At 63.6% G+C, this 22,261-nt stretch carries 26 protein-coding genes; 16 read left to right on the top strand and 10 right to left on the bottom strand.

The window, feature by feature from the left end; genetic code table 11:
* The first annotated feature begins 33 nt into the window (after positions 1–33).
* The 7 genes from AC8GDA_RS05345 to AC8GDA_RS05315 are packed head-to-tail and all read left to right on the top strand — an operon-like array spanning position 34 to position 5,532.
* Positions 34–573 (top strand): OmpH/Skp family outer membrane protein, encoded by a 540-nt coding sequence (locus tag AC8GDA_RS05345; RefSeq protein ID WP_506555509.1) that lies wholly within the window; start codon positions 34–36, stop codon positions 571–573.
* A complete protein-coding gene (gene lpxD, locus AC8GDA_RS05340) occupies positions 551–1,633 on the top strand; it encodes a UDP-3-O-(3-hydroxymyristoyl)glucosamine N-acyltransferase (protein WP_506555508.1) in 1,083 nt (360 codons plus the stop codon). Before AC8GDA_RS05345 ends, lpxD begins: the two co-directional genes overlap by 23 nt.
* A 1-nt stretch (position 1,634) precedes the next feature.
* Complete coding sequence (gene fabZ / locus AC8GDA_RS05335; RefSeq protein ID WP_506555507.1) at positions 1,635–2,087, top strand: 3-hydroxyacyl-ACP dehydratase FabZ; 453 nt, start codon at positions 1,635–1,637, stop codon at positions 2,085–2,087.
* Positions 2,084–2,875, top strand: coding sequence for an acyl-ACP--UDP-N-acetylglucosamine O-acyltransferase (gene lpxA / locus AC8GDA_RS05330; RefSeq protein ID WP_506555506.1), 792 nt, complete (start codon positions 2,084–2,086; stop codon positions 2,873–2,875). The genes fabZ and lpxA overlap by 4 nt, the downstream gene beginning before the upstream one ends.
* The gene (gene lpxB, locus AC8GDA_RS05325; protein ID WP_506555505.1) at positions 2,865–4,037 is read left to right on the top strand and encodes a lipid-A-disaccharide synthase; all 1,173 of its coding nucleotides are present in this window, start codon (positions 2,865–2,867) and stop codon (positions 4,035–4,037) included. Before lpxA ends, lpxB begins: the two co-directional genes overlap by 11 nt.
* Before the next feature lie 2 nt (positions 4,038–4,039).
* Positions 4,040–4,657: a ribonuclease HII gene (rnhB, locus tag AC8GDA_RS05320; protein ID WP_506557202.1), complete on the top strand. Its 618-nt coding sequence runs from the start codon at positions 4,040–4,042 to the stop codon at positions 4,655–4,657.
* Positions 4,657–5,532 (top strand): TrmH family RNA methyltransferase, encoded by an 876-nt coding sequence (locus AC8GDA_RS05315; protein WP_506555504.1) that lies wholly within the window; start codon positions 4,657–4,659, stop codon positions 5,530–5,532. The genes rnhB and AC8GDA_RS05315 overlap by 1 nt, the downstream gene beginning before the upstream one ends.
* On the opposite strand, the gene ppsR is transcribed toward AC8GDA_RS05315, so the two are convergent.
* A complete protein-coding gene (ppsR, locus tag AC8GDA_RS05310; RefSeq protein ID WP_506555503.1) occupies positions 5,507–6,334 on the bottom strand; it encodes a posphoenolpyruvate synthetase regulatory kinase/phosphorylase PpsR in 828 nt (275 codons plus the stop codon). The two genes, AC8GDA_RS05315 and ppsR, sit on opposite strands and share 26 nt — an antisense overlap.
* A gap of 156 nt (positions 6,335–6,490) precedes the next feature.
* On the opposite strand from ppsR, the gene ppsA reads away from it, so the two are divergent.
* Positions 6,491–8,857 carry a phosphoenolpyruvate synthase gene (gene ppsA / locus AC8GDA_RS05305; RefSeq protein WP_506557201.1) on the top strand — a complete coding sequence of 789 codons (2,367 nt, stop codon included), beginning with the start codon at positions 6,491–6,493 and terminating at the stop codon, positions 8,855–8,857.
* A gap of 72 nt (positions 8,858–8,929) precedes the next feature.
* Here the strand turns inward: ppsA and AC8GDA_RS05300 are convergent, their stop codons facing one another.
* The 3 genes from AC8GDA_RS05300 to AC8GDA_RS05290 form a co-directional block, all read right to left on the bottom strand.
* Positions 8,930–10,072, bottom strand: coding sequence for a branched-chain amino acid ABC transporter substrate-binding protein (locus tag AC8GDA_RS05300; RefSeq protein WP_506555502.1), 1,143 nt, complete (start codon positions 10,070–10,072; stop codon positions 8,930–8,932).
* Positions 10,073–10,199: 127 nt separating this feature from the next.
* Positions 10,200–10,526: an RnfH family protein gene (locus AC8GDA_RS05295; RefSeq protein ID WP_506555501.1), complete on the bottom strand. Its 327-nt coding sequence runs from the start codon at positions 10,524–10,526 to the stop codon at positions 10,200–10,202.
* Positions 10,523–10,987, bottom strand: coding sequence for a type II toxin-antitoxin system RatA family toxin (locus AC8GDA_RS05290; RefSeq protein WP_506555500.1), 465 nt, complete (start codon positions 10,985–10,987; stop codon positions 10,523–10,525). Before AC8GDA_RS05290 ends, AC8GDA_RS05295 begins: the two co-directional genes overlap by 4 nt.
* An 11-nt stretch (positions 10,988–10,998) precedes the next feature.
* On the opposite strand from AC8GDA_RS05290, the gene smpB reads away from it, so the two are divergent.
* Genes smpB through AC8GDA_RS05265 form a run of 5 tightly spaced genes read left to right on the top strand, consistent with a single transcriptional unit; the run spans position 10,999 to position 15,582 of the window.
* Positions 10,999–11,454: an SsrA-binding protein SmpB gene (gene smpB, locus AC8GDA_RS05285; RefSeq protein ID WP_506555499.1), complete on the top strand. Its 456-nt coding sequence runs from the start codon at positions 10,999–11,001 to the stop codon at positions 11,452–11,454.
* Positions 11,455–11,509: 55 nt separating this feature from the next.
* Positions 11,510–12,973 carry an IMP dehydrogenase gene (guaB, locus tag AC8GDA_RS05280; RefSeq protein ID WP_506555498.1) on the top strand — a complete coding sequence of 488 codons (1,464 nt, stop codon included), beginning with the start codon at positions 11,510–11,512 and terminating at the stop codon, positions 12,971–12,973.
* A 2-nt stretch (positions 12,974–12,975) separates the two neighbouring features.
* Positions 12,976–14,595: a glutamine-hydrolyzing GMP synthase gene (gene guaA, locus AC8GDA_RS05275; RefSeq protein WP_506555497.1), complete on the top strand. Its 1,620-nt coding sequence runs from the start codon at positions 12,976–12,978 to the stop codon at positions 14,593–14,595.
* A gap of 13 nt (positions 14,596–14,608) precedes the next feature.
* Positions 14,609–15,037 carry a tRNA adenosine(34) deaminase TadA gene (tadA, locus tag AC8GDA_RS05270; RefSeq protein ID WP_506555496.1) on the top strand — a complete coding sequence of 143 codons (429 nt, stop codon included), beginning with the start codon at positions 14,609–14,611 and terminating at the stop codon, positions 15,035–15,037.
* A 23-nt stretch (positions 15,038–15,060) separates the two neighbouring features.
* Complete coding sequence (locus tag AC8GDA_RS05265; protein WP_506555495.1) at positions 15,061–15,582, top strand: L,D-transpeptidase family protein; 522 nt, start codon at positions 15,061–15,063, stop codon at positions 15,580–15,582.
* A 36-nt stretch (positions 15,583–15,618) separates the two neighbouring features.
* Here AC8GDA_RS05265 and AC8GDA_RS05260 read toward each other — a convergent pair whose 3' ends face one another.
* Genes AC8GDA_RS05260 through AC8GDA_RS05240 form a run of 5 tightly spaced genes read right to left on the bottom strand, consistent with a single transcriptional unit; the run spans position 15,619 to position 19,191 of the window.
* Positions 15,619–16,392, bottom strand: coding sequence for a peptidylprolyl isomerase (locus AC8GDA_RS05260; protein WP_506555494.1), 774 nt, complete (start codon positions 16,390–16,392; stop codon positions 15,619–15,621).
* Positions 16,389–16,658: a BolA family protein gene (locus AC8GDA_RS05255; protein WP_506555493.1), complete on the bottom strand. Its 270-nt coding sequence runs from the start codon at positions 16,656–16,658 to the stop codon at positions 16,389–16,391. The genes AC8GDA_RS05260 and AC8GDA_RS05255 overlap by 4 nt, the downstream gene beginning before the upstream one ends.
* Positions 16,655–17,191, bottom strand: a complete 537-nt coding sequence (locus AC8GDA_RS05250; RefSeq protein ID WP_506557200.1) for a septation protein A — start codon at positions 17,189–17,191, stop codon at positions 16,655–16,657. Before AC8GDA_RS05250 ends, AC8GDA_RS05255 begins: the two co-directional genes overlap by 4 nt.
* Positions 17,191–17,577 (bottom strand): peptide-methionine (R)-S-oxide reductase MsrB, encoded by a 387-nt coding sequence (gene msrB / locus AC8GDA_RS05245; protein WP_506555492.1) that lies wholly within the window; start codon positions 17,575–17,577, stop codon positions 17,191–17,193. The genes AC8GDA_RS05250 and msrB overlap by 1 nt, the downstream gene beginning before the upstream one ends.
* A gap of 9 nt (positions 17,578–17,586) precedes the next feature.
* Positions 17,587–19,191 (bottom strand): protein adenylyltransferase SelO, encoded by a 1,605-nt coding sequence (locus AC8GDA_RS05240; protein WP_506555491.1) that lies wholly within the window; start codon positions 19,189–19,191, stop codon positions 17,587–17,589.
* Positions 19,192–19,224: 33 nt separating this feature from the next.
* Between AC8GDA_RS05240 and AC8GDA_RS05235 the strand changes: the two genes are divergently transcribed.
* Entirely contained in the window at positions 19,225–19,656 is a 432-nt protein-coding gene (locus AC8GDA_RS05235) for a PaaI family thioesterase (protein WP_506555490.1), read from the top strand.
* Here the strand turns inward: AC8GDA_RS05235 and ygfZ are convergent.
* Positions 19,648–20,556, bottom strand: a complete 909-nt coding sequence (ygfZ, locus tag AC8GDA_RS05230; protein ID WP_506555489.1) for a CAF17-like 4Fe-4S cluster assembly/insertion protein YgfZ — start codon at positions 20,554–20,556, stop codon at positions 19,648–19,650. The genes AC8GDA_RS05235 and ygfZ overlap by 9 nt on opposite strands.
* A gap of 20 nt (positions 20,557–20,576) precedes the next feature.
* On the opposite strand from ygfZ, the gene mltG reads away from it, so the two are divergent.
* Positions 20,577–21,638, top strand: a complete 1,062-nt coding sequence (gene mltG, locus AC8GDA_RS05225) for an endolytic transglycosylase MltG (RefSeq protein ID WP_506555488.1) — start codon at positions 20,577–20,579, stop codon at positions 21,636–21,638.
* A complete protein-coding gene (tmk, locus tag AC8GDA_RS05220) occupies positions 21,635–22,261 on the top strand; it encodes a dTMP kinase (RefSeq protein ID WP_506555487.1) in 627 nt (208 codons plus the stop codon). The genes mltG and tmk overlap by 4 nt, the downstream gene beginning before the upstream one ends.

Below are 22,261 nucleotides of genomic sequence, written 5' to 3'. Positions count from 1 at the left end.
CACTGGAAGTTATTTCGATAGAAAGGTAAGTGGATGTCCTTGAAATCGTTCGAATTTCTTCGTCGCCTTGGGCGCATGGGCATGGCCTCGGCGCTTGTTTTGAGTCTCGCGCCCGTGGCGGTGGCGGCCAACGTCAAGGTGGGCTTTGTGAGCACGGAGCGCATTCTGCGCGATTCCTCACCGGCCAAGGCCGCCCAGAAAAAGCTAGAGACAGAATTCGCCAAGCGTGAGAAGGAAGTCCAGGACCTGGCCACCAAGCTGCGCGGAATCTCCGAGAAACTTGAGCGCGATGCTCCGGTCATGGCCGAGGCCGAGCGTGGCAAGCGCCAGCGCGAGATTGCCGACATGGAGCGTGATCTCCAGCGCCGTCAGCGCGAGTTTCGCGAAGATCTGAACCAGCGTCGCAACGAGGAACTCGCTGCAGTGGTGGAGCGTGCGAACCGGGCGATTCGTCAGATCGCCGAGGCTGAGAAGTACGACATCATTTTTCAAGAGGCGGTCTACGCCTCGCCCGGCATCGACATCACAGAGAAGGTCATTCGGGTTTTGAATGGACCGGCAGGCGCCAAGTAAGCCTGCAGGGGTTTCGGCAGCCAGTCTGGTTGCCGCCATTGGGGGCAGGCTCGAGGGCAACCCAGACCACTGGGTCAGTCGATTTGCCCCGCTCTCGTCGGCCGGCCCCGAGGACGCCAGTTTTCTGGCCCATGGCCGTCTGCGTCCTCAGTTGGCGTCCTGTCGTGCGGGTCTTGTCGTCCTTCGGCCCGAGGATCGGCCCGCCCAGCACTCGTTTCAGGCCCTGATCCTCACAGACGACCCTTACTTGTATTTCGCGCGGGCGGCAGGCCACCTGATGGCAGTGCAACGGGCTGCCGATGTTCCTGCCACCAGCATTCACCCCGCTGCAAGCGTGTCAGACCGCGCCCATCTGGGCCAGCGAGTCCGCATTGGCGCGGGCGCAGTGGTCGAGGACGATGCCTGGGTGGGCGATGACACCGATGTGGGCGCCATGAGCTTCATCGGCCGGGGTGCTCGGGTGGGTGCAGCCAGTGTGCTGCATCCGCGGGTGACCATTGCCGCAGGGGTAGAAATCGGGGAGCGGGCCGTGCTGCAGTCCGGGGCCATTCTGGGGTCTGAGGGCTTTGGCTTTGCGCCCACGCCAGAGCGGCACTGGGTGAAGATTCCGCAGGTGGGTGGTGTCGTGCTCGGCAATGACGTCGAGGTGGGCGCCAATACGGTGATTGATGCCGGAACCCTGGCACCCACGCGCATTGGCCATGGGGTCAAGCTCGACAACCTGATTCAGATCGCCCACAACGTGGAGATCGGCGACCACACCGCCATTGCAGGCTGTGTCGGGATCGCCGGGAGCGCGAAGATCGGCGCGCACTGCCAGATTGGTGGGGCGGCCGGGGTGCTGGGCCACCTTGAGATTGCCGAGGGCAGCATCATCGGCCCCATGAGCCTGGTGATGTCGAGCATCACCACACCGGGAAAGTATGTGGGCATCATGCCGCTGCAGCCCGAGCGCGACTGGCAACGCTCGGCTGCGCTCATTCGCAGGCTGCCCGCCCTTCGATCCGCCATTCAATCCACCCGTCGCCCCGAGGGCGACGACCCAACCGAAAGCCACTGAGATGGACATCCGACAAATCCTCGACACGCTCCCCCACCGGTACCCATTTCTTCTGGTCGACCGTGTGCTCTCGATCACCCCGGGTGAGCGCATCGAGGCCTTGAAGAATGTGACCATCAATGAGGAGTTCTTCAACGGGCACTTTCCGCATTACCAGGTCATGCCCGGCGTGCTGATCATCGAGGCCCTGGCCCAGGCGGCGGGCATCTTGTCATTCAAGACCATGGGCAACAAGGCCGATGCGGAATCCGTTTATTTTTTTGTGGGCATCGACAACGCGCGCTTCAAGCGTCCGGTGGTGCCAGGAGATGCATTGCACCTGCATGTGTCCATTGAGCGTCATGCCCGGGGCATCTGGAAGTACAAGGCGCAGGCCCTGGTCGATGGCCAGGTGGCGGCCGAGGCCGACCTCATGTGTGCACTGCGAGAGGTTCCAAAAGAGGCCTCGCAATGAGCCTCATCCACCCCAGCGCCATCGTTGATTCGTCGGCGCAGTTGGGTCCGGGTGTGGCGGTTGGGCCCTTTGCGATCGTGGGCCCAGGGGTGGTGCTGGGCGAGGGCTGTCGTATCCATGCGCATGGGCAGGTGCTCGGTGGTGCGGTGCTCGGCCCATTCAACGAAGTATTTAGCCATGCGGTAATCGGCAACCCGCCGCAGGACAAGAAGTACAAGGGTGAGCCCACGCGGCTCGAGATCGGGGCCCACAACACTTTTCGAGAGTGCGTGACCGTGAACCTGGGCACCGTGCAAGACGGTGGCGTCACGCGCATTGCCGACCACAACTGGATCATGGCCTATGTGCACATTGCCCACGACTGCCAGGTGGGCTCCAACACCATCATGGCCAACGCGGTGCAACTGGCCGGCCATGTGCAGGTGGGCGACTGGGCCATCATCGGTGGCATCACGGGCGTGCACCAGTTCGTGCGCATCGGCGCCCATGCCATGACGGGCGCTGGCACCACGCTGCTTCAGGATCTCCCACCCTATGTCATGGCCAATGGCAATCCCGCATCACCCCATGGCATCAACACCGAGGGGCTCAAGCGCCGCGGATTTTCAGAGGGTGCCGTGCGGGCGCTGCGCCGCGCCTATAAGTTGCTCTATAAATCGGGGCTTGGCCTGGCCGAGGCATTGGAAGCCATTCGAGCCGATCGCGCAGACTGCCCCGCGGCCGACGCCCTGGCGCTGGACCTCTTGATCTCCTTCTTGGACACGCAAGGTCGCGGGATTGTCCGATAGCTTGCAGGATGTTCGTCTGGCCTTGGTGGCGGGTGAGGCCTCTGGCGATCTGATTGCAGCAGCATCTCTGGAGGGGCTCGCTGCCCGAGGGCTCTCGCTCGAGGGCATTGGTGGTCCCCGGTTGAAGGCCTTGGGCATGGACTGCTGGGCACCCGCCGAGGCCCTTGCGGTGCGGGGCTACGTGGAAGCCCTCTCCAGGCTGCCGGCCATCTTGTCCATCCGACGCCAATTGCTGGCGCGGCTTCGGGCATCACCACCGAAGGTCTTCATGGGCGTGGACGCCCCCGATTTCAACCTCGGGGTGGAGCGCCAGCTGCGCACCCTGGGTGTGACCACCGTGCATTTCATCAGCCCCACCATCTGGGCCTGGCGCCCGGAGCGGCTGGCGTCCATCGCGCAGGCGGTGGACCATCTCTTTTGCCTCTTTCCCTTCGAGCCCGAGCTCTACCGACAGACACGGGTGCAGGCCGAGTTTGTGGGCCATCCCCTGGCCGACCGCATTGCCTTCAACCCAGACCGTGCGGTGGCACAAGAACGGCTGGGCCTCGACAAGCGTCTGCCTGTGCTGGCGGTGTTGCCGGGCTCGCGCCGCTCTGAGATCGAATGGATTGGCCCGGCCTTTCTTGGGGCCGCGGCCATGCTCGCGCGCGATTGGCAGGTGATCATCCCGGCCGCCTCACCGCTGGTGGCCCAGCAGATCCGAGCTCTGCCCGACTGGCCTGCCGCCCGTGATGCAGGCGTGCGGCTGCTGGGTGCAGACGCAGAGGCAGCCTCGGATGCAGCACCCCTGTCGCATCGGGCACTGGCCGCGGCAGACCTCGTGCTCGTGGCCAGTGGCACGGCCACACTCGAGGCGGCCTTGGTGGGCCGGCCCATGGTGATTGGCTACCGGGTGCCGCCGCTCACGCACTGGCTGATGCGCCGCAAGGCGCAGGTGGCCCATGTGGGCCTGCCCAATCTGTTGCTGGGCCGCAGCCTGGTGACAGAATGCCTTCAGGCGCGGTGCGAGTCCAGCACCCTGGTGTCTGCGCTGCGAAGCCTCTCCGAGGACGCAGCCCGCCAGGAGGAGATGCGTTCCGCCTTTGAGGGATTGCACGCCAGCCTGAGGCAGTCGGCGACGACTCGGGTGGGCGAGCGTCTCGCCGAGCTGCTGGCCGCATGAACATGGTGGTGGAGATCGGCGTGGATGAAGCCGGCCGCGGGCCGCTGGCGGGCCCGGTGTGCGCAGGCGCGGTGGTCTTGCCGCCGCAGGCGTCATCTTGGGGGCTGGCCGATTCCAAGCGGCTGAGTGCCCGCCGCCGCGACGTCTTGGAGCGGCAGATCCTTCAGGAGGCCACCGCCCATGGCCTGGGCTGGGCGAGCGTGGAGGAGATTGATGCGCACAACATCTTGGTGGCCACCTGCATGGCCATGGCCCGCGCCGTGTCGGCCTGTGTGAATGCGCTGGGCCCAGCCAGCGCTGTGCAGGCGCATGCCCAGGTGCTGGTGGATGGCAGCGTGCATCCCCAGCGCCACGTGGGCGCGCAGCAATGGCCATGGTCGACCCAGACCATTGTGGCTGGCGATGCGACGGTTGCGGCCATTTCTGCGGCCTCCATTCTGGCCAAGCAGGCCCGAGATCGCCTGATGCAGGACTTGGATGCCTTGCACCCGGGCTATGGGCTGGCCAAGCATGCGGGCTATGGCACCGTGGCGCACCTTGCAGCCCTTCAACGGCTGGGTCCCTCATCCATCCACCGCCGCTCTTTTGGCCCTGTGGCGGCCTTGTTGGCGAGGCCCTGATGGAACGAATCGAGTCCGCACAGAACGAGCGCTTCATGGCGCTGCGCCGCCTTGTAAGTGAACCGAGGACGCGCCGTGCCCTGGGCCAATGCTGGCTCGAGGGCCTGCGGCTGGTGGAGGCGGGGCTGTCGCAGGCGGCATTGCATTCATCGGGGCCCCATCGGGCGGTGGAGCTGGTGCTCTCTGCATCGGTGGCGGCCGCACCGTCTGAGCGTGCGGCCCGCCTCATGTCAGAGGCGCATGCAGTGTCGGTGCCCATGCTCGTGTTGGCCGACACCCTGTTTGCCAAGGTGTCTCAGGTGGTGCAGGAGCAGGGCATTGGCCTGGTCTGGGCCACGGCCGAGACCGACGTCACTGACTTTTCACGGCTCTATGCGACTGCTGGCGATGGCATGGTGCTCGATGGTGTGCAGGACCCAGGCAACGTGGGTGCCCTTGTGCGGGTGGCCGCGGCGGCTGGCCTGGGCTGGATGGTCAGCACCAAGGGCACGGCAGAGGTCTGGTCACCCAAGGCCCTTCGCGCAAGCATGGGCGGCGTCTTCGGCCTTCGGGTGCTCGAGGGTGCCACGGCGGGGGAGGCTCTTGCAGTGGTCTCGGGAATCGGTGCGACGCCGCTCGCCACGGTGGCACCGCCTGCACAGACAGAGAGCCTGTTCTCCCAGGGCGGCCGGCTCTCGCAGCCTGCGCCTGTGGCCTGGGTGTTTGGTCAGGAGGGGTCGGGCATCTCAGAGTCCCTCATGCAGTGGCCGGGCCTGCTGCGCCTGACCATTCCGCAGGCTGCCGCGGTGGAGTCTCTCAATGTGGTGGCCGCCGCAGCCGTGTGTCTCTTTGAGCGCCGCCGTCGGCTTCTCAGCGGCCAAGGGCCAGTGTGTTGAGAATGGTGGTGGCGATTTCCTCGATGGACTTCGTGGTCGTCGAGAGCCACTGAATGCCCTCTCGCCGCATCATCGACTCCGCGGCGGCGACCTCATAGCGGCAGTTCTCCAGGGTGGCATAGCGTGAGCCGGGCCGGCGTTCGTTTCGAATGTCAGACAGACGCACCGCATCGATGGTGAGGCCAAAGCACTTTGTCTTAAACGGCTCGATGGCGCCGGGCAGTTTGTCTCGCTCGAAGTCCTCGGGAATGAGCGGGTAGTTGGCCACCTTGAGCCCGTACTGCATGGAGAGGTAGAGGCTTGTGGGGGTCTTGCCACTGCGCGAGACACCAATGAGGATGACATCGGATTCGTGCAGGTTGGTTGCGGTCTGGCCATCGTCGTGGGCCAAGGAAAAGTTGATGGCCTCGATGCGGTTTTTGTAGGCATCGGAGTCGGTGGAGTGATGGAAGCGCCCAATCGTGTGATTGGACTTCACGCCCAGCTCACGCTCGAGGGGTTCGACAAAGGTCTGGAAGAGGTCGAGGTGCAGGGCCTTGGTCTCTCGGATGCGCTGGCTCGTCTGCGGGCTCACCAGGGTTGAGAACACGATGGGTGGTTTGCCATCGGCCACGCCTTGTGCGTCGATCTCCCGAGCCGCAGATTCCGCCTTGTCGATGGAGTCGACAAATGGCAGGCGTCGGTGGGCAAACCGGAGCTGGTCGAACTGCGCGAGGATGGAGCTGCCCATGGTCTCGGCGGTGATGCCGGTTCCGTCTGAGACAAAAAAGACTGTGCGTCCCGCTGCTTTGACCTCAACCATGGCTGCCCTTTACAGGTGGCGAGAGGGCACGGGCGAACCCGTTTAAAATCCTCTCAACTCACAAATTTTCAACATCTTAGGAGAAGTTCCATGAGTACCACAAAAGCCGCTGGCGGCCTCGGCCAACGCCTGGTTGTGCCATTCGAGTCGTTGCGCATGACCGATGTGGATGCCGTGGGGGGCAAGAATGCCTCCCTCGGGGAAATGATCAGCCAGCTCACGGCCTGGGGCGTTCGGGTGCCCGGTGGCTTTGCCACCACCGCCCATGCCTTTCGGGTTTTTCTCCAGCAAGAGAAGCTCGAAGAGCGCATCGCCAAGCGTTTGGAAGGCTTGAACACCGAGGATGTCCGCGCACTGGCCGCCTGCGGGGCAGACATTCGGCAGTGGGTGGTCGACACGCCCCTGCCGCCTGCCCTCGAGGAAGAGATTCGAGCCGCATTCGAGAAGCTGGTGGCCACCGAGGGGGCCGAGGCCTCCTGGGCCGTGCGCTCATCGGCCACGGCTGAAGACCTGCCGGACGCCTCCTTTGCGGGCCAGCAGGAAACCTTCTTGAATGTGGTGGGCATCGAGGATGTGCTCGACAAGATCAAACATGTCTTTGCCTCGCTCTACAACGATCGGGCCATCAGTTACCGGGTTCACAAGGGTTTTGCCCATGCCGATGTTGCCCTCTCGGCTGGCATTCAGCGCATGGTGCGATCCGACCTTGGTGCCGCCGGCGTGATGTTCACACTCGACACGGAGTCTGGCTTTGACCAGGTGGTCTTCATCACGAGCTCCTACGGCCTGGGCGAGACCGTGGTGCAGGGCGCAGTGAACCCCGACGAGTTCTATGTGCACAAGCCCATGCTCGAGGCCGGCAAGATGCCGGTGATCCGTCGCCAGATTGGCAGCAAGCTCATCAAGATGGTCTTCTCCTCGGATGAAGAGCGTCGCGCCACGGGCAAGGCTGTTCAAACGGTGGATGTCGGCGTCGAAGATCGCAATCGCTATTCGCTCAGCCGTGAGCAGGTGGTCGATCTGGCCAAGTACGCCATGATCATCGAGCGCCACTACCAGCGGCCCATGGACATCGAATGGGGCCTCGATGGCCGAGATGGAAAGCTCTTCATCCTGCAGGCGCGGCCCGAGACGGTGAAGTCTCAGCAGTCTGCTGCTGATCAGCAGATGCGCTATGCCTTGAAGGGGCAGGGCCATGTGCTGGCCAGTGGCCGAGCCATTGGCCAGAAGATTGGTTCCGGCCCGGTGCGCGTGATCACCGATTCCGCCGACATGGACCGTGTTCAGCCGGGCGACGTGCTGGTCACCGACATGACCGACCCGAACTGGGAGCCCGTCATGAAGCGCGCTGCCGCCATTGTGACGAACCGCGGAGGCCGTACTTGCCATGCCGCCATCATTGCCCGTGAGCTGGGCATCCCCGCGGTGGTGGGCTGTGGCGATGCCACCGAGCGCGTGTCCGACAACACCATGGTCACCGTGTCCTGTGCCGAAGGCGACACGGGCAACGTTTACGAGGGCCTGCTCGAGACCGAGGTCACCACCCTGGAGACGGGCGATCTGCCCGAGATTCCGGTGAAGATCACGATGAACGTGGGCAACCCTCAGCTCGCCTTCGACTTTCAGGCCATTCCGAATGCCGGCGTGGGCTTGGCCCGGCTCGAGTTCATCATCAACAACAACATCGGTGTCCATCCCAAGGCCATCCTGGCCTATCCCCACGTGGATGCAGACCTGAAGAATGCTGTCGAGCGCATTGCCCGTGGGCACAGTTCCCCGCGAGATTTCTTTGTCGACAAACTCGCCGAGGGGGTGGCCACCATTGCAGCCGCCTTCTGGCCCAAGCCCGTGATTGTTCGGATGTCAGACTTCAAGTCCAACGAGTATCGAAAGCTCATTGGTGGCTCGCGCTACGAGCCCGATGAAGAGAACCCCATGCTGGGCTTTCGTGGTGCCTCACGCTATATCGCGCAAGACTTCCGGGATTGCTTTGCCATGGAGGTCGAGGCCTTGCGCCGTGTCCGCGAGGAGATGGGCCTGGTGAACATGGAGATCATGGTGCCGTTTGTGCGAACCCTGTCGGAGGCCAAGACCGTCTGCGACCTTCTGGCCGCGCACGGCCTGGGCCGTGGCAGTGGTGCCAAACCCGATGGCACCGGCGGGCTGCGGCTCATCATGATGTGCGAGCTGCCATCGAATGCCATTTTGGCTGATGAGTTCCTGGCCTATTTCGATGGCTTCTCGATTGGCTCCAACGACCTCACTCAGCTCACCCTCGGCCTGGACCGGGACTCGGGCCTCATTGCCGATGCCTTCGATGAGCGAGATGAGGCGGTCAAGCGCATGCTCGAGATGGCCATCGTGGCCTGCAACAAGGCCAACAAGTATGTTGGCATTTGCGGCCAGGGGCCCTCCGACCATCCCGACCTCGCCCAGTGGCTCATGGAGAAGGGCATCCAGTCCATGTCCTTGAACCCCGATACGGTCATCGACACCTGGCGGAATCTGGCCAAACGCACCTGATCCATTCCCGCGCCCCATGAAAAAGCCCCGCGTGCTGAGCGCGGGGCTTTTTTCATAAGGCCTTCAACCGGCTTACTGAATGACCTTCACCAGATCACGCTTTCCACCCTTGTAGGTGTAGAGGGTGAGGGTGCCGCCGTTGATGTCCCCGTTCTTGTCGAAAGAGATGGGCCCCGTCACGCCGTCGTACTTGATCTTGGCGAGCTCGGGCAGGTACTTCTTCGGGTCGGTGGAGTCGGCCTTCTTCATGGCCTCGACCATCACCATCGTGGCGTCGTACACATATGGGGCATAGAGCTTCACCTCGGCCTTCATCTCCTTTTGGAAGCGAGCACGGAAGGCCTTGTCCTTCTCAACATACTTGCCCACCACACCCCCGGCCTCGGCGCAGTAGAGCATGTTGTCGCCCAGTGCATCGCCTGCAAGCTTGGGCAGCTCGGTGGTGCAGATGCCGTCACCACCCATGAACTTGGCCTGAATGCCCAATTGCTTGAGCTGGCGCAGCATGGGGCCGGCCACGGCGTCCATGCCACCGTAGAAGACAACATCGGGCTTCTTGCCCTTGATGTTCGTGAGGATGGCCATGAAGTCGGTGGCCTTGTCGGTGGTGTACTCGCGGCCAACAATCTTGCCGCCGGCCGCCTGCACGCCCTTGGCGAACTCATCGGCCACACCCTGGCCGTAGGCGGTGCGGTCATCGATGATGGCCACCGTCTTGCCCTTGAGGTCATTGATGGCGTAGCGGCCAAGGGTTCCGCCCAGCTGGCCGTCATTGGCCACCACGCGGAAGGCTGTTTTAAAGCCCTGCAGGGTGTACTTGGGGTTGGTGGCCGAGGGCGAGATCTGGGGGATGCCCGCATCCGAGTAAATCTTCGATGCTGGAATGGTGGTGCCAGAGTTTAGGTGGCCCACCACGCCGGCCACCTTGGCATCGACCAGCTTCTGTGCAGCAGCCGTGCCTTGCTTGGGGTCTGCACCGTCGTCTTCCGAGAGCAGCTCGAACTTCACGGTCTTGCCGCCAATCTTGATGTTGCTCTTGTTCAAGTCTGCGATGGCCAGCTTGGCGCCGGCTTCGTTGTCCTTGCCCAGGTGTGCGATGCCACCGGTCATGGGTGCAACATGGCCAATCTTGACGGTCACCGTCTGCGCATGGGCTGCGCAGGAAAATAGCGCCGCCACGGCCAGGGCGATGGGTTTGGTGGGCAGGTGTGTCATGGGTGTTCTCCGCGGTGCAAAGGTTGAAAGAGGGTGGTTGATAGAGGGTGAACCTTCGATGTTGAAACAGCCCTCAATTTACTCCGAAGCGCAGGCTTTGCGCAGTCCTCGTGAGTCCGCTGTGACCCTAGCGGTTCTTTGTCCAACGGTCTGGGGCCCCCGCAGCAGCCTTGGCCGCACGCTGTGCCTCCACGCGCTGCTGGCGGGCCTGCTTTGGGTCGGCCAGCAAGGGCCTGAGCAAGACCAGTCGGTCATTGTGCTGCACCAGGTCGGTGCTCTCCAGCAGGCGCCCATCGCGGGCCACGCCCGAGCGCAATGCCCAGGCGGCCTGCCAGTCTGCGTCAGGAGGAATGAGGCTGCCGAGTGCCTCGGCTGGCAGGGGCTGGGGCAGGGTCAGACGGACTCGAATCGCCCGATTGGGCCAGGCTGCAGTGAGTTCGATCTCGATGCTCAAGGGCTGGGCTGACCGGGCAGGCTGGGCGGGGGCTCGAAGAGGGCCTCTGCCCGGCTCACAAAGGCATCCACGAAGCTCTTGGTGATCTGCTCGAAAACAGGCCCCACCAGTTTCTCGAGCAACTTGCTCGAGAAGTGATATTCAAGCTCGAAGGCCACCTTGCAACTGGCCTCGTCGAGCGGCGTGAAGCGCCAGTGGCCTTCCAGGGCCTGAAAGGGGCCCTCGTGAAGCCGCATGTGAATGGCCCGTCCGGGCTCGTGCTGGTTGCGAGTGGTGAAGGATTGACGCAGGCCTTTGAAGGCGATCTGCACCTGGGCGAGCACGGAGCCGTCTGGCTGGGGCGACACGGTCGACCCCCCGCACCATGGTAAAAAGAGTGGGTACGACGCCACGTCTGCGACCAGACCAAACATTTTGTCGGACGCGTAGGGGACCAACACGGACTTCACGACTTCTGACATCTCGGTATTTTATGTCCATCATTGAAAACAAGAAGGCTTTCCACGACTACTTCATCGAAGACCGCTATGAGGCGGGGCTCGTGCTGGAGGGGTGGGAGGCCAAGGCCATCCGGGCAGGCCGTGTCCAGATCAAGGAAGCCTATGTGGTGATCCGGCAGGCCGAGCTTTACCTGATTGGCTGCCACATCACGGCCTTGCCCACGGCATCCAAGCATGTGCTGCCCGACCCCATTCGCACCCGCAAGCTGCTGCTCAAGGCCGAGGAGATCAGCAAGCTCATCGGCAAGGTGGAGCGGGCCGGCTATGCCCTGGTGCCCATCAACCTGCATTACAGCCGGGGGCGGATCAAGCTTGAGATCGGCCTGGCCAAGGGCAAGAAGCAGCACGACAAGCGTGCCACCGAGAAGGAGCGGGAGTGGCAGCGCGAGAAGCAGCGCCTGGTTCGAAGCTTGAGCCGGGCAGGCTGAGTGGGGTCTGCGAAGCCCGTATAATTTGGCTTTGTCACAGAGGATTCCTGCTCCCATGCGCCTGCTTGAAAAGGCCCTCACCTTTGACGACGTCCTGCTGGTCCCGGCCTTCTCCGACGTCCTTCCTCGCGACACCTCGCTCGCCACACAGCTCACCCGTCGCATCCACCTGAACATTCCGCTGGTCTCGGCCGCGATGGACACGGTCACCGAAGCCCGGCTGGCCATTGCCATGGCCGAGGAAGGGGGCGTGGGCATCATTCACAAGAACCTGTCGGCGGCCGCCCAGGCCGCAGAGGTTGCCAAGGTCAAGCGGTTCGAGGCCGGTGTGGTCAAGGACCCCATCACCATCTCGCCCAGCATGTCGGTCCGTCAGGTCTTGGCCCTCACAGCCGAGCGCAAGATCTCTGGCCTTCCCGTCATGGAAGGCAACACCGTGGTGGGCATTGTCACCAACCGCGACCTGCGGTTTGAGACCCGGCTCGATGAGCCCGTTCGCAGCATCATGACCCCGCGCGAGCGTCTGGTGACCGTCCGGGAGGGGGCCTCCCTGGAAGAGGCCAAGGCGCTGATGCATGCCCACCGCCTGGAGCGCGTGCTGGTGGTCGATGCATCCTTCCAACTGAAGGGCCTGATCACCGTCAAGGACATCCTCAAGGGCATCGAGCATCCCCATGCGGCCCGAGACGAACTCGGCAAGCTGCGCGTGGGTGCGGCCGTCGGTGTGGGTCAGGGTACCGAAGAGCGGGTGGCCGCCCTGGTCGAGGCTGGTGTCGATGTCCTCGTGGTGGACACGGCCCATGGCCATTCCAAGGGTGTGCTCGATCGCGTTCAGTGGGTCAAGCGCAACTTCAGTGATGTGGAGGTCGTGGGTGGCAACATCGCCACCGCAGAGGCGGCCAAGGCCCTGGTCGACCATGGTGCCGACGCGGTGAAGGTGGGCATTGGCCCAGGCTCCATCTGCACCACCCGCATCGTGGCGGGTGTGGGCGTGCCACAGATCTCTGCCATCGCCAACGTGGCCAAGGCCCTCGAGGGCACGGGCGTGCCCCTCATTGCCGATGGTGGCGTTCGGTTCTCGGGCGACATTGCCAAGGCGCTGGCCGCAGGTGCAAGCACCGTGATGATGGGCGGCCTTCTGGCCGGCACCGAGGAGGCCCCAGGCGAGGTGGTGCTCTTTCAGGGCCGCTCCTACAAGGCTTACCGGGGCATGGGCTCGGTGGGAGCCATGCAAGACGGCTCTGCAGATCGTTACTTCCAAGAAAACGAGAGCCCAAGCGCAGACAAGTTCGTCCCGGAGGGCATTGAGGGCCGGGTGCCTTACAAGGGCAGCGTGAAACAAATCATCTTCCAGCTCGTGGGTGGCGTGCGATCGAGCATGGGCTACTGCGGCTGCGCGTCGATCTCGTCCATGCACCAGCGGGCGGCCTTTGTGGAGATCACCAACGCGGGCATTCGGGAGTCGCACGTGCATGACGTGCAGATCACCAAAGAGGCCCCCAACTACCGGGCCGAGTAGCCGTGCATCACGACAAGATTCTCATCCTGGATTTCGGCTCCCAGGTCACGCAGCTCATTGCCCGCCGCATTCGAGAAGCCCACGTCTATTGCGAGGTGCATCCCTGTGATGTCTCCAATGATTGGCTGCGTGATCAGGCGGCCAGTGGTCATCTCAAGGGTATCGTGCTGTCCGGCTCTCATGCGAGTGTCTATGAGGAGTCGACCGATGTCGCGCCGTCTTCGGTCTTTGAGCTTGGCGTGCCGGTGCTGGGCATCTGTTACGGCATGCAGACCATGGCCCAGCAGCTTGGCGGGAAGGTTGAAGGCGGCCAGACTCGAGAGTTCGGCTATGCGGAGGTGCGGGCCCGCGGCCACACCGCGCTGTTAAACGGCATCGCCGACTTCGAAACGCCGCAGGGCCACGGCATGCTGAAGGTCTGGATGAGCCATGGCGACAAGGTCACCGAGCTGCCACCCGGGTTCAAGCTGATGGCCTCCACCGACACCTGTCCCATTGCGGGCATGGCCGATGAGGTCCGTGACTTTTATGCACTTCAGTTCCACCCCGAAGTCACGCACACCGTTCAAGGCCAGGCCATTCTGGAACGATTCGCCCTGGGCATTTGCATGGCCAAGCCCGACTGGGTGATGGGCGATTACATCGCCGAGGCCGTGGCCCGCATTCGCGAGCAGGTGGGGAAGGATGAGGTCATCCTGGGCCTCTCCGGTGGCGTCGATTCCTCGGTGGCGGCGGCCCTCATTCATCGCGCCATTGGCGATCAGCTCACCTGCGTGTTCGTTGACCACGGCTTGTTGCGCCTGGACGAAGGCGACATGGTCATGGAGATGTTCGAGGGACGGCTGCATGCGAGGGTTATTCGGGTCGATGCCAGTGAATTGTTTCTCGGCGCGCTGGCTGGCGTCTCCGACCCGGAGCAGAAGCGAAAGATCATCGGAGGCCTTTTTGTCGATGTCTTTAAGCAAGAGGCGGCCGAGCTCAAGGCTGCTGGCCAGGGCCACAAGGGCGCCCGCTTCTTGGCGCAGGGCACCATCTACCCCGATGTCATCGAGTCGGGTGGGGCCAAGAGCAAGAAGGCCGTCACGATCAAGAGCCATCACAACGTGGGTGGCCTGCCGGAGCAGTTGGGCCTGGAGCTGCTCGAGCCGCTTCGAGATCTTTTCAAGGACGAGGTGCGGGAGCTTGGTGTGGCCCTGGGCCTGCCCCGCGAGATGGTCTATCGCCACCCTTTCCCCGGGCCAGGCCTGGGCGTTCGCATTCTGGGCGAGGTGAAGCGAGAGTACGCCGAGCTGCTGCGCAGGGCCGATGCCATCTTCATTGAGGAGCTGCACCGGGCCATCGACGACGAGACAGGAAAGAGCTGGTACGACCTCACAAGCCAGGCCTTTGCCGTGTTTCTGCCGGTTCGCAGCGTCGGCGTCATGGGAGATGGCCGCACCTATGAGCATGTCGTGGCCTTGCGGGCGGTGCAGACCAGCGACTTCATGACGGCCGACTGGGCCGAACTGCCTTATGCGCTCTTGAAGAAGGTGTCTAACCGCATCATCAATGAGGTGCGCGGCATCAACCGCGTGACCCTCGATGTCTCATCCAAACCCCCCGCCACCATTGAGTGGGAATAGCGACGAGGCCTTCATGGCCTTGGCACTCGAGGCTGCAGCCCGCGCGGCGGATGCCGGTGAGGTTCCAGTGGGTGCGGTGGTGGTTCGGGGCGATGCGGTGGTGGCGGTGGCCCACAACCGCCCGATCGGCCAGCACGATCCCACGGCCCATGCAGAGATGCTCGCCATTCGAGAGGCTGCTGCCGCCATCGGCAACTACCGCTTGCCCGACTGCCGCATTTATGTGACGTTGGAGCCATGCCCCATGTGCGCCGGTGCCATTCTTCATGGGCGTCTAAACGGTCTGATCTTCGGCGCCACCGACCCCAAGACCGGTGCGGCCGGCAGTGTCACGAATCTCTTTGACAGTCCTCAGCTCAACCACCAAACCAGCGTTGTGGGTGGGGTCTGTGCCGAGGCATCCTCTGAATTGCTTCGTTCCTTCTTTCGGGCCAGACGATGAGCAGCGAGACAATCAGACGCGCCATGCGGCATATCGACATTTCGGTGGGAGCGCAGATGCTCTCGCTCTATGACCTCGAGCCTGGCCAAGACCGCTGGAACCCAGATGCCCTGCGAGAGGCCAGCCCCCTCATGCGCTTTGCGGTGTCGACGGCCAAGAATGGGGTGGGGCAGGAGATGGGCAGCTTCAAGACGCCCTTGGGGCGTCACCGCATTCGGGCCAAGATTGGCGCAAACGCGCCGCTGCACACGGTGTTTGTGGGGCGTCGTCCCACGGGTGAAGTCTGGTCTCCCGAGCTCGCCGAGGCCGGCCCCAAGCGCGACTGGATCCTCACCAGAATTCTCTGGCTCTGCGGCATGGAGCCCGGCCACAACCGGTTTGGCGCCTGCGACACCATGCGCCGTTACATCTACCTGCACGGCAGTCCACCCACCGTTCAGATGGGGGAGCCGGGCTCGATTGGCTGCGTGCGCATCTCAGGCGAAGACATCATCGCCCTCTTTGATGCCGTCGAGGCGTGCACCACCGTCCACCTCCACCTTTAACGCGTCTCCCCGGGGCTCCCTAAAAGGGATGCCCGCTTATTGAATCTTGGCCTTGGCCTTCAGGCGCTGCTGAAATTCGCTCAGGCGCTGGCGCTGAAGGCTCTCGGTCAGCTGATCCCGGACGGCTTCAAATGCCGGGTGGGCATTCTCGCGGGTGTCATCCAGGCGAATCACATGCCAGCCAAACTGTGACTGAACCGGGGCCTTGGTCACTTCACCCTTCTTCAGGGAGACCATGGCGTCCGAAAAGGGCTTTACAAAGCTCTGGGGCGTGGCCCAGTCCAGGTCGCCGCCCTGGGCTGCCGAGCCCGGATCTTTGGACTGCTTGGCCAGGACCTGGAAGGAGGCACCGGTGCGCAACTTTTCAATGACTGCTTTGGCCTCGGCCTCGGTCTCCAGCAGAATGTGACGTGCACGATATTCCACGATGGGCTCAGCCGTGAGCCGCTTGTATTCTGCTTGAACCGCCGCCTCGGTCAGTGGGTTGCGCGAGAGTTCATCCTGCACCAGGGCCTGAATGAGAATCTGCTGCCGTGAGGAATCGATCTGGAACTTGGTCTGCGGCAGCGCTGGCAGGCCCCGGCGCTCGGCCTCTTGCATGAGAATCTCACGATCCACCAGCTCCTGACGCACGAGCGTGGCGAGCTCAGGCGTGGCCTGTTGGCCCTGCTTTTCCAGCTCCTGCACGAAGAGATCGGCCCGCTCCTTGGGAATGGGGCGGCCGTTGACCACGGCAATGTTCTGGGCCAGCACAAGGCCAGAGGCCGCCAGACCGGTGGTGACCAGCACGAGCTTGAGGGCGTGAATCATAGGGACTCCGAGGGGGTTTTCGCGTCGATGGACAAGGCGTGGATGCGGTGAGGCATCAGATGTTTGACGGCATCATACACAAGCCGATGGCGGCCAATTTTGGCCTGGCCATCGAAGGCATGGCTCACAATGATGAGGTGAAAATGGCCACCGCCGCCAGCCGCACCTGCATGACCTTTGTGCGCCTCCGACTCGTCCCAGAGCTCCATGGTGCTGGGTGCAAGGGCGGCTCGAAGGCACTGCTCAATTTCTTCCGACAAGCTCATGGCGGGTCTTGCGGCTGGAATCGACTGATGTAAACCCCCTGGGCCAGAACGAAGACCAGCATCAGGCCAATCGTGCCAAAGAGCTTGAAGTCGACCCAGGTGTCGGTGGAGAAGGCGGCTGCCACGTAGAGGTTGAGCCCCGCCATGAACAGGAAAAAGAGCCCCCATGCGGCATTGAGCCGCGCCCAGGCGGCCTCCGGCAGTTGCACCTTGTCGGCCAGGAGCTTCTCGATGAGCCGGGTTCCCATGAAGAGTTGCGGAATGAGCAGGCCCAGCCCAAACAGCCCGTAGAGCAGGCTGGGCTTGAGCTTGATGAAGCGCTCGTCCTGAAGGAGCAGGGTGGCACCACCAAAGACCACAATGAGCCCGAGGCTCAGCCACTGCATTTTGTCGATGGGCATGCCACGGATTCGCATCCAACCCATGAGCAGGGCGCTGGCCACAATGGCCACCGCAGTGGCCACATAGAGGTCCGCGAGTTTGTAGGCCACAAAGAACAGAATGATGGGCAGCCAGTCGGCCAGCAGTTTGATCATTTCTGTTTCGGCTCAAAGGTGAGGGAGGCCGCGTTCACGCAATGGCGCATGCCTGTGGGCGCGGGCCCATCGGGAAAGACATGACCCAGGTGGGCACCGCAGGCCTTGCACACGATCTCGGTGCGAACCATGCCGTGGCTGGTGTCACGATGCTCGGCAATTCGGTCGTCCTCAATGGCCCGGCTGTAGCTCGGCCAGCCACAGCCGGCGTCGAACTTGTCCTCGGAGGCATAGAGGGGCGTGCCACAGCAGACACAGTTGTAGTGGCCGGGCTCGAAGTGGTTCCAGTAGACCCCCGTGAAGGGTGGTTCGGTGTGTTTGAGCCGTGTCACCGCGTACTGCATGTCGGTGAGTTCTCGTTTGTAGTCGTCGTCCGTTTTCATGGTTCTATGCTAACTGGAACAGCTCACACAGAGCGCCTGAGCCCAGTCGGGCGTGTCCTCGCGCCATGCGGCATGGGCGGGATGGTCCTCAAAGGGAGACGAGAGCACGCCAAGGGCAGCCTGCAGCGGGGCGGCATCGCCATGGTCTTCGAGCGCACGAATGATCGTCTCGGCCATCCAATTGCGCAGCACATAGGCGGGGTTCTTGCCCCGGCGCGCCTGCTGCCAGTGCACCACGCCATGGCCGGCCAAGGCCTCGGGCCGGGCGAGCAGGGCGGCATACTGTTCCAGCCAGACGTGATCCTCGCCGGGCAGGCCAAGGCTGCGGAGCAAGGGCTGCCAGCCCACATGTGAGAGGCCCTGGCCGGGCTCGATGTGGGATGTACCCCGAAAGAATCGGGTGAAGTCGGCACGCTGCTGCGCCATGAACTCGAAGAGGGTGCCCAGCAGCCGGTCGACCTCCTTCGGGGCAAGCCCCTGGGCATCAAGGCCGAGCTTGGCCTTGAAGTGAGATTGAAAGGCCTCATCGAAGGTGGCCCGATACACGCTCACCATGCGCTCATGCAGGGCATCGAAGGCGGCCCGGTCGGGCGGAGGGCTGGACACCGCTGGCCACAACGCCAGCAGGAGCCGCTGCAGGTTCCACAGGCCGATGCTCGGCTGCTGGTCAAAGGCGTAGCGGCCACGGTCATCGCTGTGGTTGCAGATGTGCTGGGGCTCGAAGGCCTCCATGAATCCGAACGGGCCGTAGTCGATGGTCAGGCCCAGAACAGAGAAGTTGTCGGTGTTCATCACCCCATGCATGAAGCCCACGGCCGTCCAGTCGGCCATGAGTCGGGCGGTGCGTTGGGCCAGGTTCAGCACCAGGGCCTCGACCTGCTGCGCGGGCTCACCGGGCTGCGCACCGTTCATGAGCAGGGGGTCGAGTGCCGTGAGGTGGTCGAGCAGCAGCCGAAGGGTCTCGGCCTGGCCGCGGCTCGCAAAGTACTCGAAATGCCCAAACCGAATGAAGCTTGCCGAGGTTCTGCAGATCACGGCGGCAGGCTCTGGCTGCTCACGAAAGACCGGCGTGGTGGAGACCGCCAAGGAGAGCGCACGGGTCGTGGGTATGCCCAGTGCTGCCATGGCCTCGGAACACAGGTATTCCCGCACCGAGGACCTCAGCACGGCCCGGCCATCGGCATGCCGGGCATACGGCGTGCTGCCCGCGCCCTTGAGCTGAAACTCGCGGCCGTTGATCTGGCCAAGGCACAGGGCGCGGCCATCGCCGAGTCGGGGCACGAACACGCCGAACTGGTGGCCCGCGTAGGCGGTGGCGTAACTGGCCTGCTCGGTGAGCGTGGCCTCTGCGCAGAGCAGGGCGCGCCAGGCGGGCGAGGCCATCACACGGTCTGGGTTCAGACCAACCTCCGAACAGGCCGCACGCGAGACGCTCACGAGCCGTGCATCCGACAGCGGTGTGGGGTCGCAGGCAAACCAGAGTGGGTCATCGGTCTCAGGCAGCGCCGCAAAGCCAGGGGCCACGGAGACACCGAGGTCGGCTGCGCTCACCACGGGGGCGCTGCGGCTGGGTCGGTGGGGCGCAAGGGGGGGCAGCGGCGGCATGAAGGACATGCGGCATCTTAAGACTTGGTATGGTTTGAGCCCATGAAGACCTCAATCCCTTATCGCTTTACCCCGTTTGTGGCCCAGCTCGGTGTGGAGATGGTGCATGCCGATGCAGACCACAGCGAGATTCGCCTGGTGCTCGAAGACCGGCACCTCAATGGCCTGGGTGTGGCCCACGGCGGCCTTCTCATGACGCTCTTGGATGCGGCCATGGCCGCGGCCGCTCGGGCCAAGGACCCAGATGGCCATGGGGTGGTCACCATTGAGATGAAGACCAGTTTCCTGCGCCCGGCCAAGGGCGTGCTCTCGGCATTCGGGTATTGCGACCACCATTCCACGGGCATGGCATTTTGTCGTGGAGAGGTGCGCGACAGCTCCGGCCGGCTGCTGGCCCAGTCGATGGGCACCTTCCGACGCATGCGCGACCAGGCCCGGGTGTCCAGGCCGCAGTCTGAGATTCGATCAGATTAGCGGGCGGTTCGGCGCGGGTGGTGAGAGCGGCACCTCGTAGGGCAGGCTGCCGGGTTCAAGTGGGGTTCCCGAACCACAGAGCGTAAGGCCTCCAGCCTTCCAGGCATCGAGCTGCGCGCTGATCAGGGCAAGGCTGTGCTCGCCTTGCTGGGCAGACATGACCACATCGCCCTGCACGTCACCAGCACCATCGCAGACCGTCTGGCCGGGGCTGGCCGCTGTACCTTGCCAGCGGACCAAGAACATCCGTGTCTTGAGCTTGCCCAGGTAGTGGCTTCGGGCCACCACTTCTTGTCCGGGGTAACAGCCCTTGGTGAAGCTCACCCCTCCAACGAGTTCGAGGTTCACCATTTGTGGAACGAACTGCTCCACCGTCTCGGGCCAGATCCAGGCCTGGCCACAGGCCATGTCCTCGGCCAGCCAGTCGTCCTGGCTGGCTGCGGCAGGCTCCGTGGCCGCAGGGAGCCTGGAGGCTTGCGTGATGATCCAGGCCCGCGCGGCGCTCGATGGGCCGGCCGAGACGCCAAGGGCAAAGCCGTCATCCGCCAGGCCCAACACCTCCCCCGGTGCAGGCTGCGCGGTGTCAAGCCATGCGCCATGCACCTGGTGCGGCAGCAGGCTGATGACAACCTTGGCCCGAAGCACAAACATGCGCAGTCGCTTGGCAGTCTGTTCGGCCAGGGCCTGGGGCAGCAGGGCCAGAAATCGCTCCGGGCCCGGCGACCAGAGCCGAAGGATGGCCAGCAGCCGTCCCTTGGCCGAGCAGTAGCCTTGCAACTGATGCTGGCCGGCCTCGGGCAACTGATTCGTGAGCTGGCTCAGCAGAAAACTGGCCGCGTCTGGCCCCTTGAATTCCAGAACTTGGAAGGCCATGGGGGGGCTGAGGCGTTGAAGGTTCATGCCCCTTTAATATAGAGGAGATGAGAGCCTCGAGCGCCCTGCGATGGACCCTTGCCCTATTTTTGCTGGGGTTGTTCTGCCTGGCATTGGCTGCGGCGGCGGCCTGGTTTTGGTTGTCCCGGCCATTGGTGCCGCCAGGGCCCTCGCGCTCCGGCGGCATTGAGCTGGTGATTCCCCCTGGCAGCGCTGCCCCCGCCATCGGTTTTCTGCTGGCCGATGCCGGCCTGGACATCACGCCAACGGCCTTTGCGCGAACGGCCAGGGTCCTGAACCTTCACACCAAACTTCGTGCGGGCGTGTATCTGCTCAAACCCGGCGACTCCCTGTGGGTGGTGCTGCAACGGGTGTCCCGTGGCCAGGCACTGCAAGAGTCGGTGACGATCATTGAGGGCTGGACCTTTGCCCAGGCCCTGCGCCAGATTCAGTCGCACCCTGGCGTGCGGGTGACCCTGCCGCCCGACCCGGCGGCTGCGGCACCCATGCTCGCCCAGGCGGCCGGATTGCCCCTGCCCAACCCAGAAGGCTGGATCTTTCCCGACACCTACTTGTTCGACCGTGGCAGCAGCGACCTGGCCATTCTGGTTCGCAGCATTCGGCTTCAGCAACGGGTGCTGGCCGAGGCCTGGGAGGCCCGAAACGTCCGGGTGGCGGTGGCCTCTCCCTATGAGGCACTCATCGTGGCCTCGATGATTGAGAAGGAAACCCAGGTCGAGGCCGATCGCAATCGGGTCTCAGCCGTCTTCCACAACCGCCTTCGCATCGACATGCCGCTCCAGTCAGACCCGACCGTGATCTATGCGCTTGGGCCTGCCTTCGATGGCAACCTGCGCCGCAACGACCTGCGGTTGAAGTCTGAGTTCAACACGTACCACGTTCGTGGCCTGCCACCGACGCCCATTGCCAACCCGGGCCGGGCGGCCTTGGTGGCTGCGATGAGCCCCGACCCCATCAAGGCGCTCTACTTCGTGGCCAAGGGCAATGGCCACTCGTACTTCAGCGAAACCTTGGCCCGCCATAACCATGCGGTGAATCACTTCCAGCGGCAGCTCGGGCCACCGCCTCCACCGGAGGATGCGCCATGATGATTGTCTTGGAAGGCATCGATGGATCGGGCAAGAGCACCCACCTGGATTTCCTGGAGGCCTGCGCCCGGCGCCAGGCTTCGGAGGTGGTCATGACCCGCGAGCCTGGCGGCAGCCCCCTGGCTGAGCGACTGCGCACAGAGATTCTCCAAACGCCGATGGATCCAATCGCCGAGCTCCTGCTGGTCTTTGCAGCCCGGCGAGCCCATTTGGAGGAGACCGTCTGGCCCGCCTTGGCGCGAGGCGCCTGGGTGATTTCCGACCGCTACGTGGACTCGAGCCTGGCCTATCAGGGCGCGGGCCGGGGGCTTGCGGAAGAAGACATTCTTGCCCTGACGCGCCTGGTCGAGGGCAACTGGCAGGGTCCGGATTTGGTCGTTTATTTCGACTGTCCATCGGAGGTGGCTGCGGCCCGACGTGCACAGCGTGCCCAGTCAGCGCAGGGCCAGCCGCCCGCAGTGCCCGATCGATTCGATGCCGAGGGCACCGCGTTTTTCGATCGGGTGCGCGAGGGCTATCGACGGGCCGCAGCCCGCCGGGGTGCAAAGGCGCTCTGGATTGACGGCACACAGCCCATCACCGAGATACAAAAAACACTTGAAGAAAGAATATTTAATCATTGA

Source organism: Hahnella aquatica (SeqCode) (assembly GCF_965194505.1).
GTDB lineage: Bacteria > Pseudomonadota > Gammaproteobacteria > Burkholderiales > Burkholderiaceae_A > Hahnella > Hahnella aquatica.
The sequence above is the reverse complement of the archived record's forward strand: the minus strand, read 5'-3'. Positions and strand labels throughout refer to the sequence as shown.

Coding starts and splice junctions, on each gene's coding strand:
- rnhB (WP_506557202.1), top strand. CDS start 4,040: ATGGTGGTGGAGATCGGCGTGGATGAAGCCGGCCGCGGGCCGCTGGCG.
- AC8GDA_RS05265 (WP_506555495.1), top strand. CDS start 15,061: ATGCGGCATATCGACATTTCGGTGGGAGCGCAGATGCTCTCGCTCTAT.
- AC8GDA_RS05300 (WP_506555502.1), bottom strand. CDS start 10,072: ATGACACACCTGCCCACCAAACCCATCGCCCTGGCCGTGGCGGCGCTA.
- msrB (WP_506555492.1), bottom strand. CDS start 17,577: ATGAAAACGGACGACGACTACAAACGAGAACTCACCGACATGCAGTAC.
- AC8GDA_RS05315 (WP_506555504.1), top strand. CDS start 4,657: ATGGAACGAATCGAGTCCGCACAGAACGAGCGCTTCATGGCGCTGCGC.
- smpB (WP_506555499.1), top strand. CDS start 10,999: ATGTCCATCATTGAAAACAAGAAGGCTTTCCACGACTACTTCATCGAA.
- AC8GDA_RS05235 (WP_506555490.1), top strand. CDS start 19,225: ATGAAGACCTCAATCCCTTATCGCTTTACCCCGTTTGTGGCCCAGCTC.
- ygfZ (WP_506555489.1), bottom strand. CDS start 20,556: ATGAACCTTCAACGCCTCAGCCCCCCCATGGCCTTCCAAGTTCTGGAA.
- mltG (WP_506555488.1), top strand. CDS start 20,577: ATGAGAGCCTCGAGCGCCCTGCGATGGACCCTTGCCCTATTTTTGCTG.
- AC8GDA_RS05345 (WP_506555509.1), top strand. CDS start 34: ATGTCCTTGAAATCGTTCGAATTTCTTCGTCGCCTTGGGCGCATGGGC.
- AC8GDA_RS05240 (WP_506555491.1), bottom strand. CDS start 19,191: ATGTCCTTCATGCCGCCGCTGCCCCCCCTTGCGCCCCACCGACCCAGC.
- tmk (WP_506555487.1), top strand. CDS start 21,635: ATGATGATTGTCTTGGAAGGCATCGATGGATCGGGCAAGAGCACCCAC.
- ppsR (WP_506555503.1), bottom strand. CDS start 6,334: ATGGTTGAGGTCAAAGCAGCGGGACGCACAGTCTTTTTTGTCTCAGAC.
- fabZ (WP_506555507.1), top strand. CDS start 1,635: ATGGACATCCGACAAATCCTCGACACGCTCCCCCACCGGTACCCATTT.
- AC8GDA_RS05290 (WP_506555500.1), bottom strand. CDS start 10,987: ATGTCAGAAGTCGTGAAGTCCGTGTTGGTCCCCTACGCGTCCGACAAA.
- lpxA (WP_506555506.1), top strand. CDS start 2,084: ATGAGCCTCATCCACCCCAGCGCCATCGTTGATTCGTCGGCGCAGTTG.
- tadA (WP_506555496.1), top strand. CDS start 14,609: ATGGCCTTGGCACTCGAGGCTGCAGCCCGCGCGGCGGATGCCGGTGAG.
- AC8GDA_RS05255 (WP_506555493.1), bottom strand. CDS start 16,658: ATGAGCTTGTCGGAAGAAATTGAGCAGTGCCTTCGAGCCGCCCTTGCA.
- guaB (WP_506555498.1), top strand. CDS start 11,510: ATGCGCCTGCTTGAAAAGGCCCTCACCTTTGACGACGTCCTGCTGGTC.
- AC8GDA_RS05260 (WP_506555494.1), bottom strand. CDS start 16,392: ATGATTCACGCCCTCAAGCTCGTGCTGGTCACCACCGGTCTGGCGGCC.
- lpxD (WP_506555508.1), top strand. CDS start 551: ATGGACCGGCAGGCGCCAAGTAAGCCTGCAGGGGTTTCGGCAGCCAGT.
- ppsA (WP_506557201.1), top strand. CDS start 6,491: ATGACCGATGTGGATGCCGTGGGGGGCAAGAATGCCTCCCTCGGGGAA.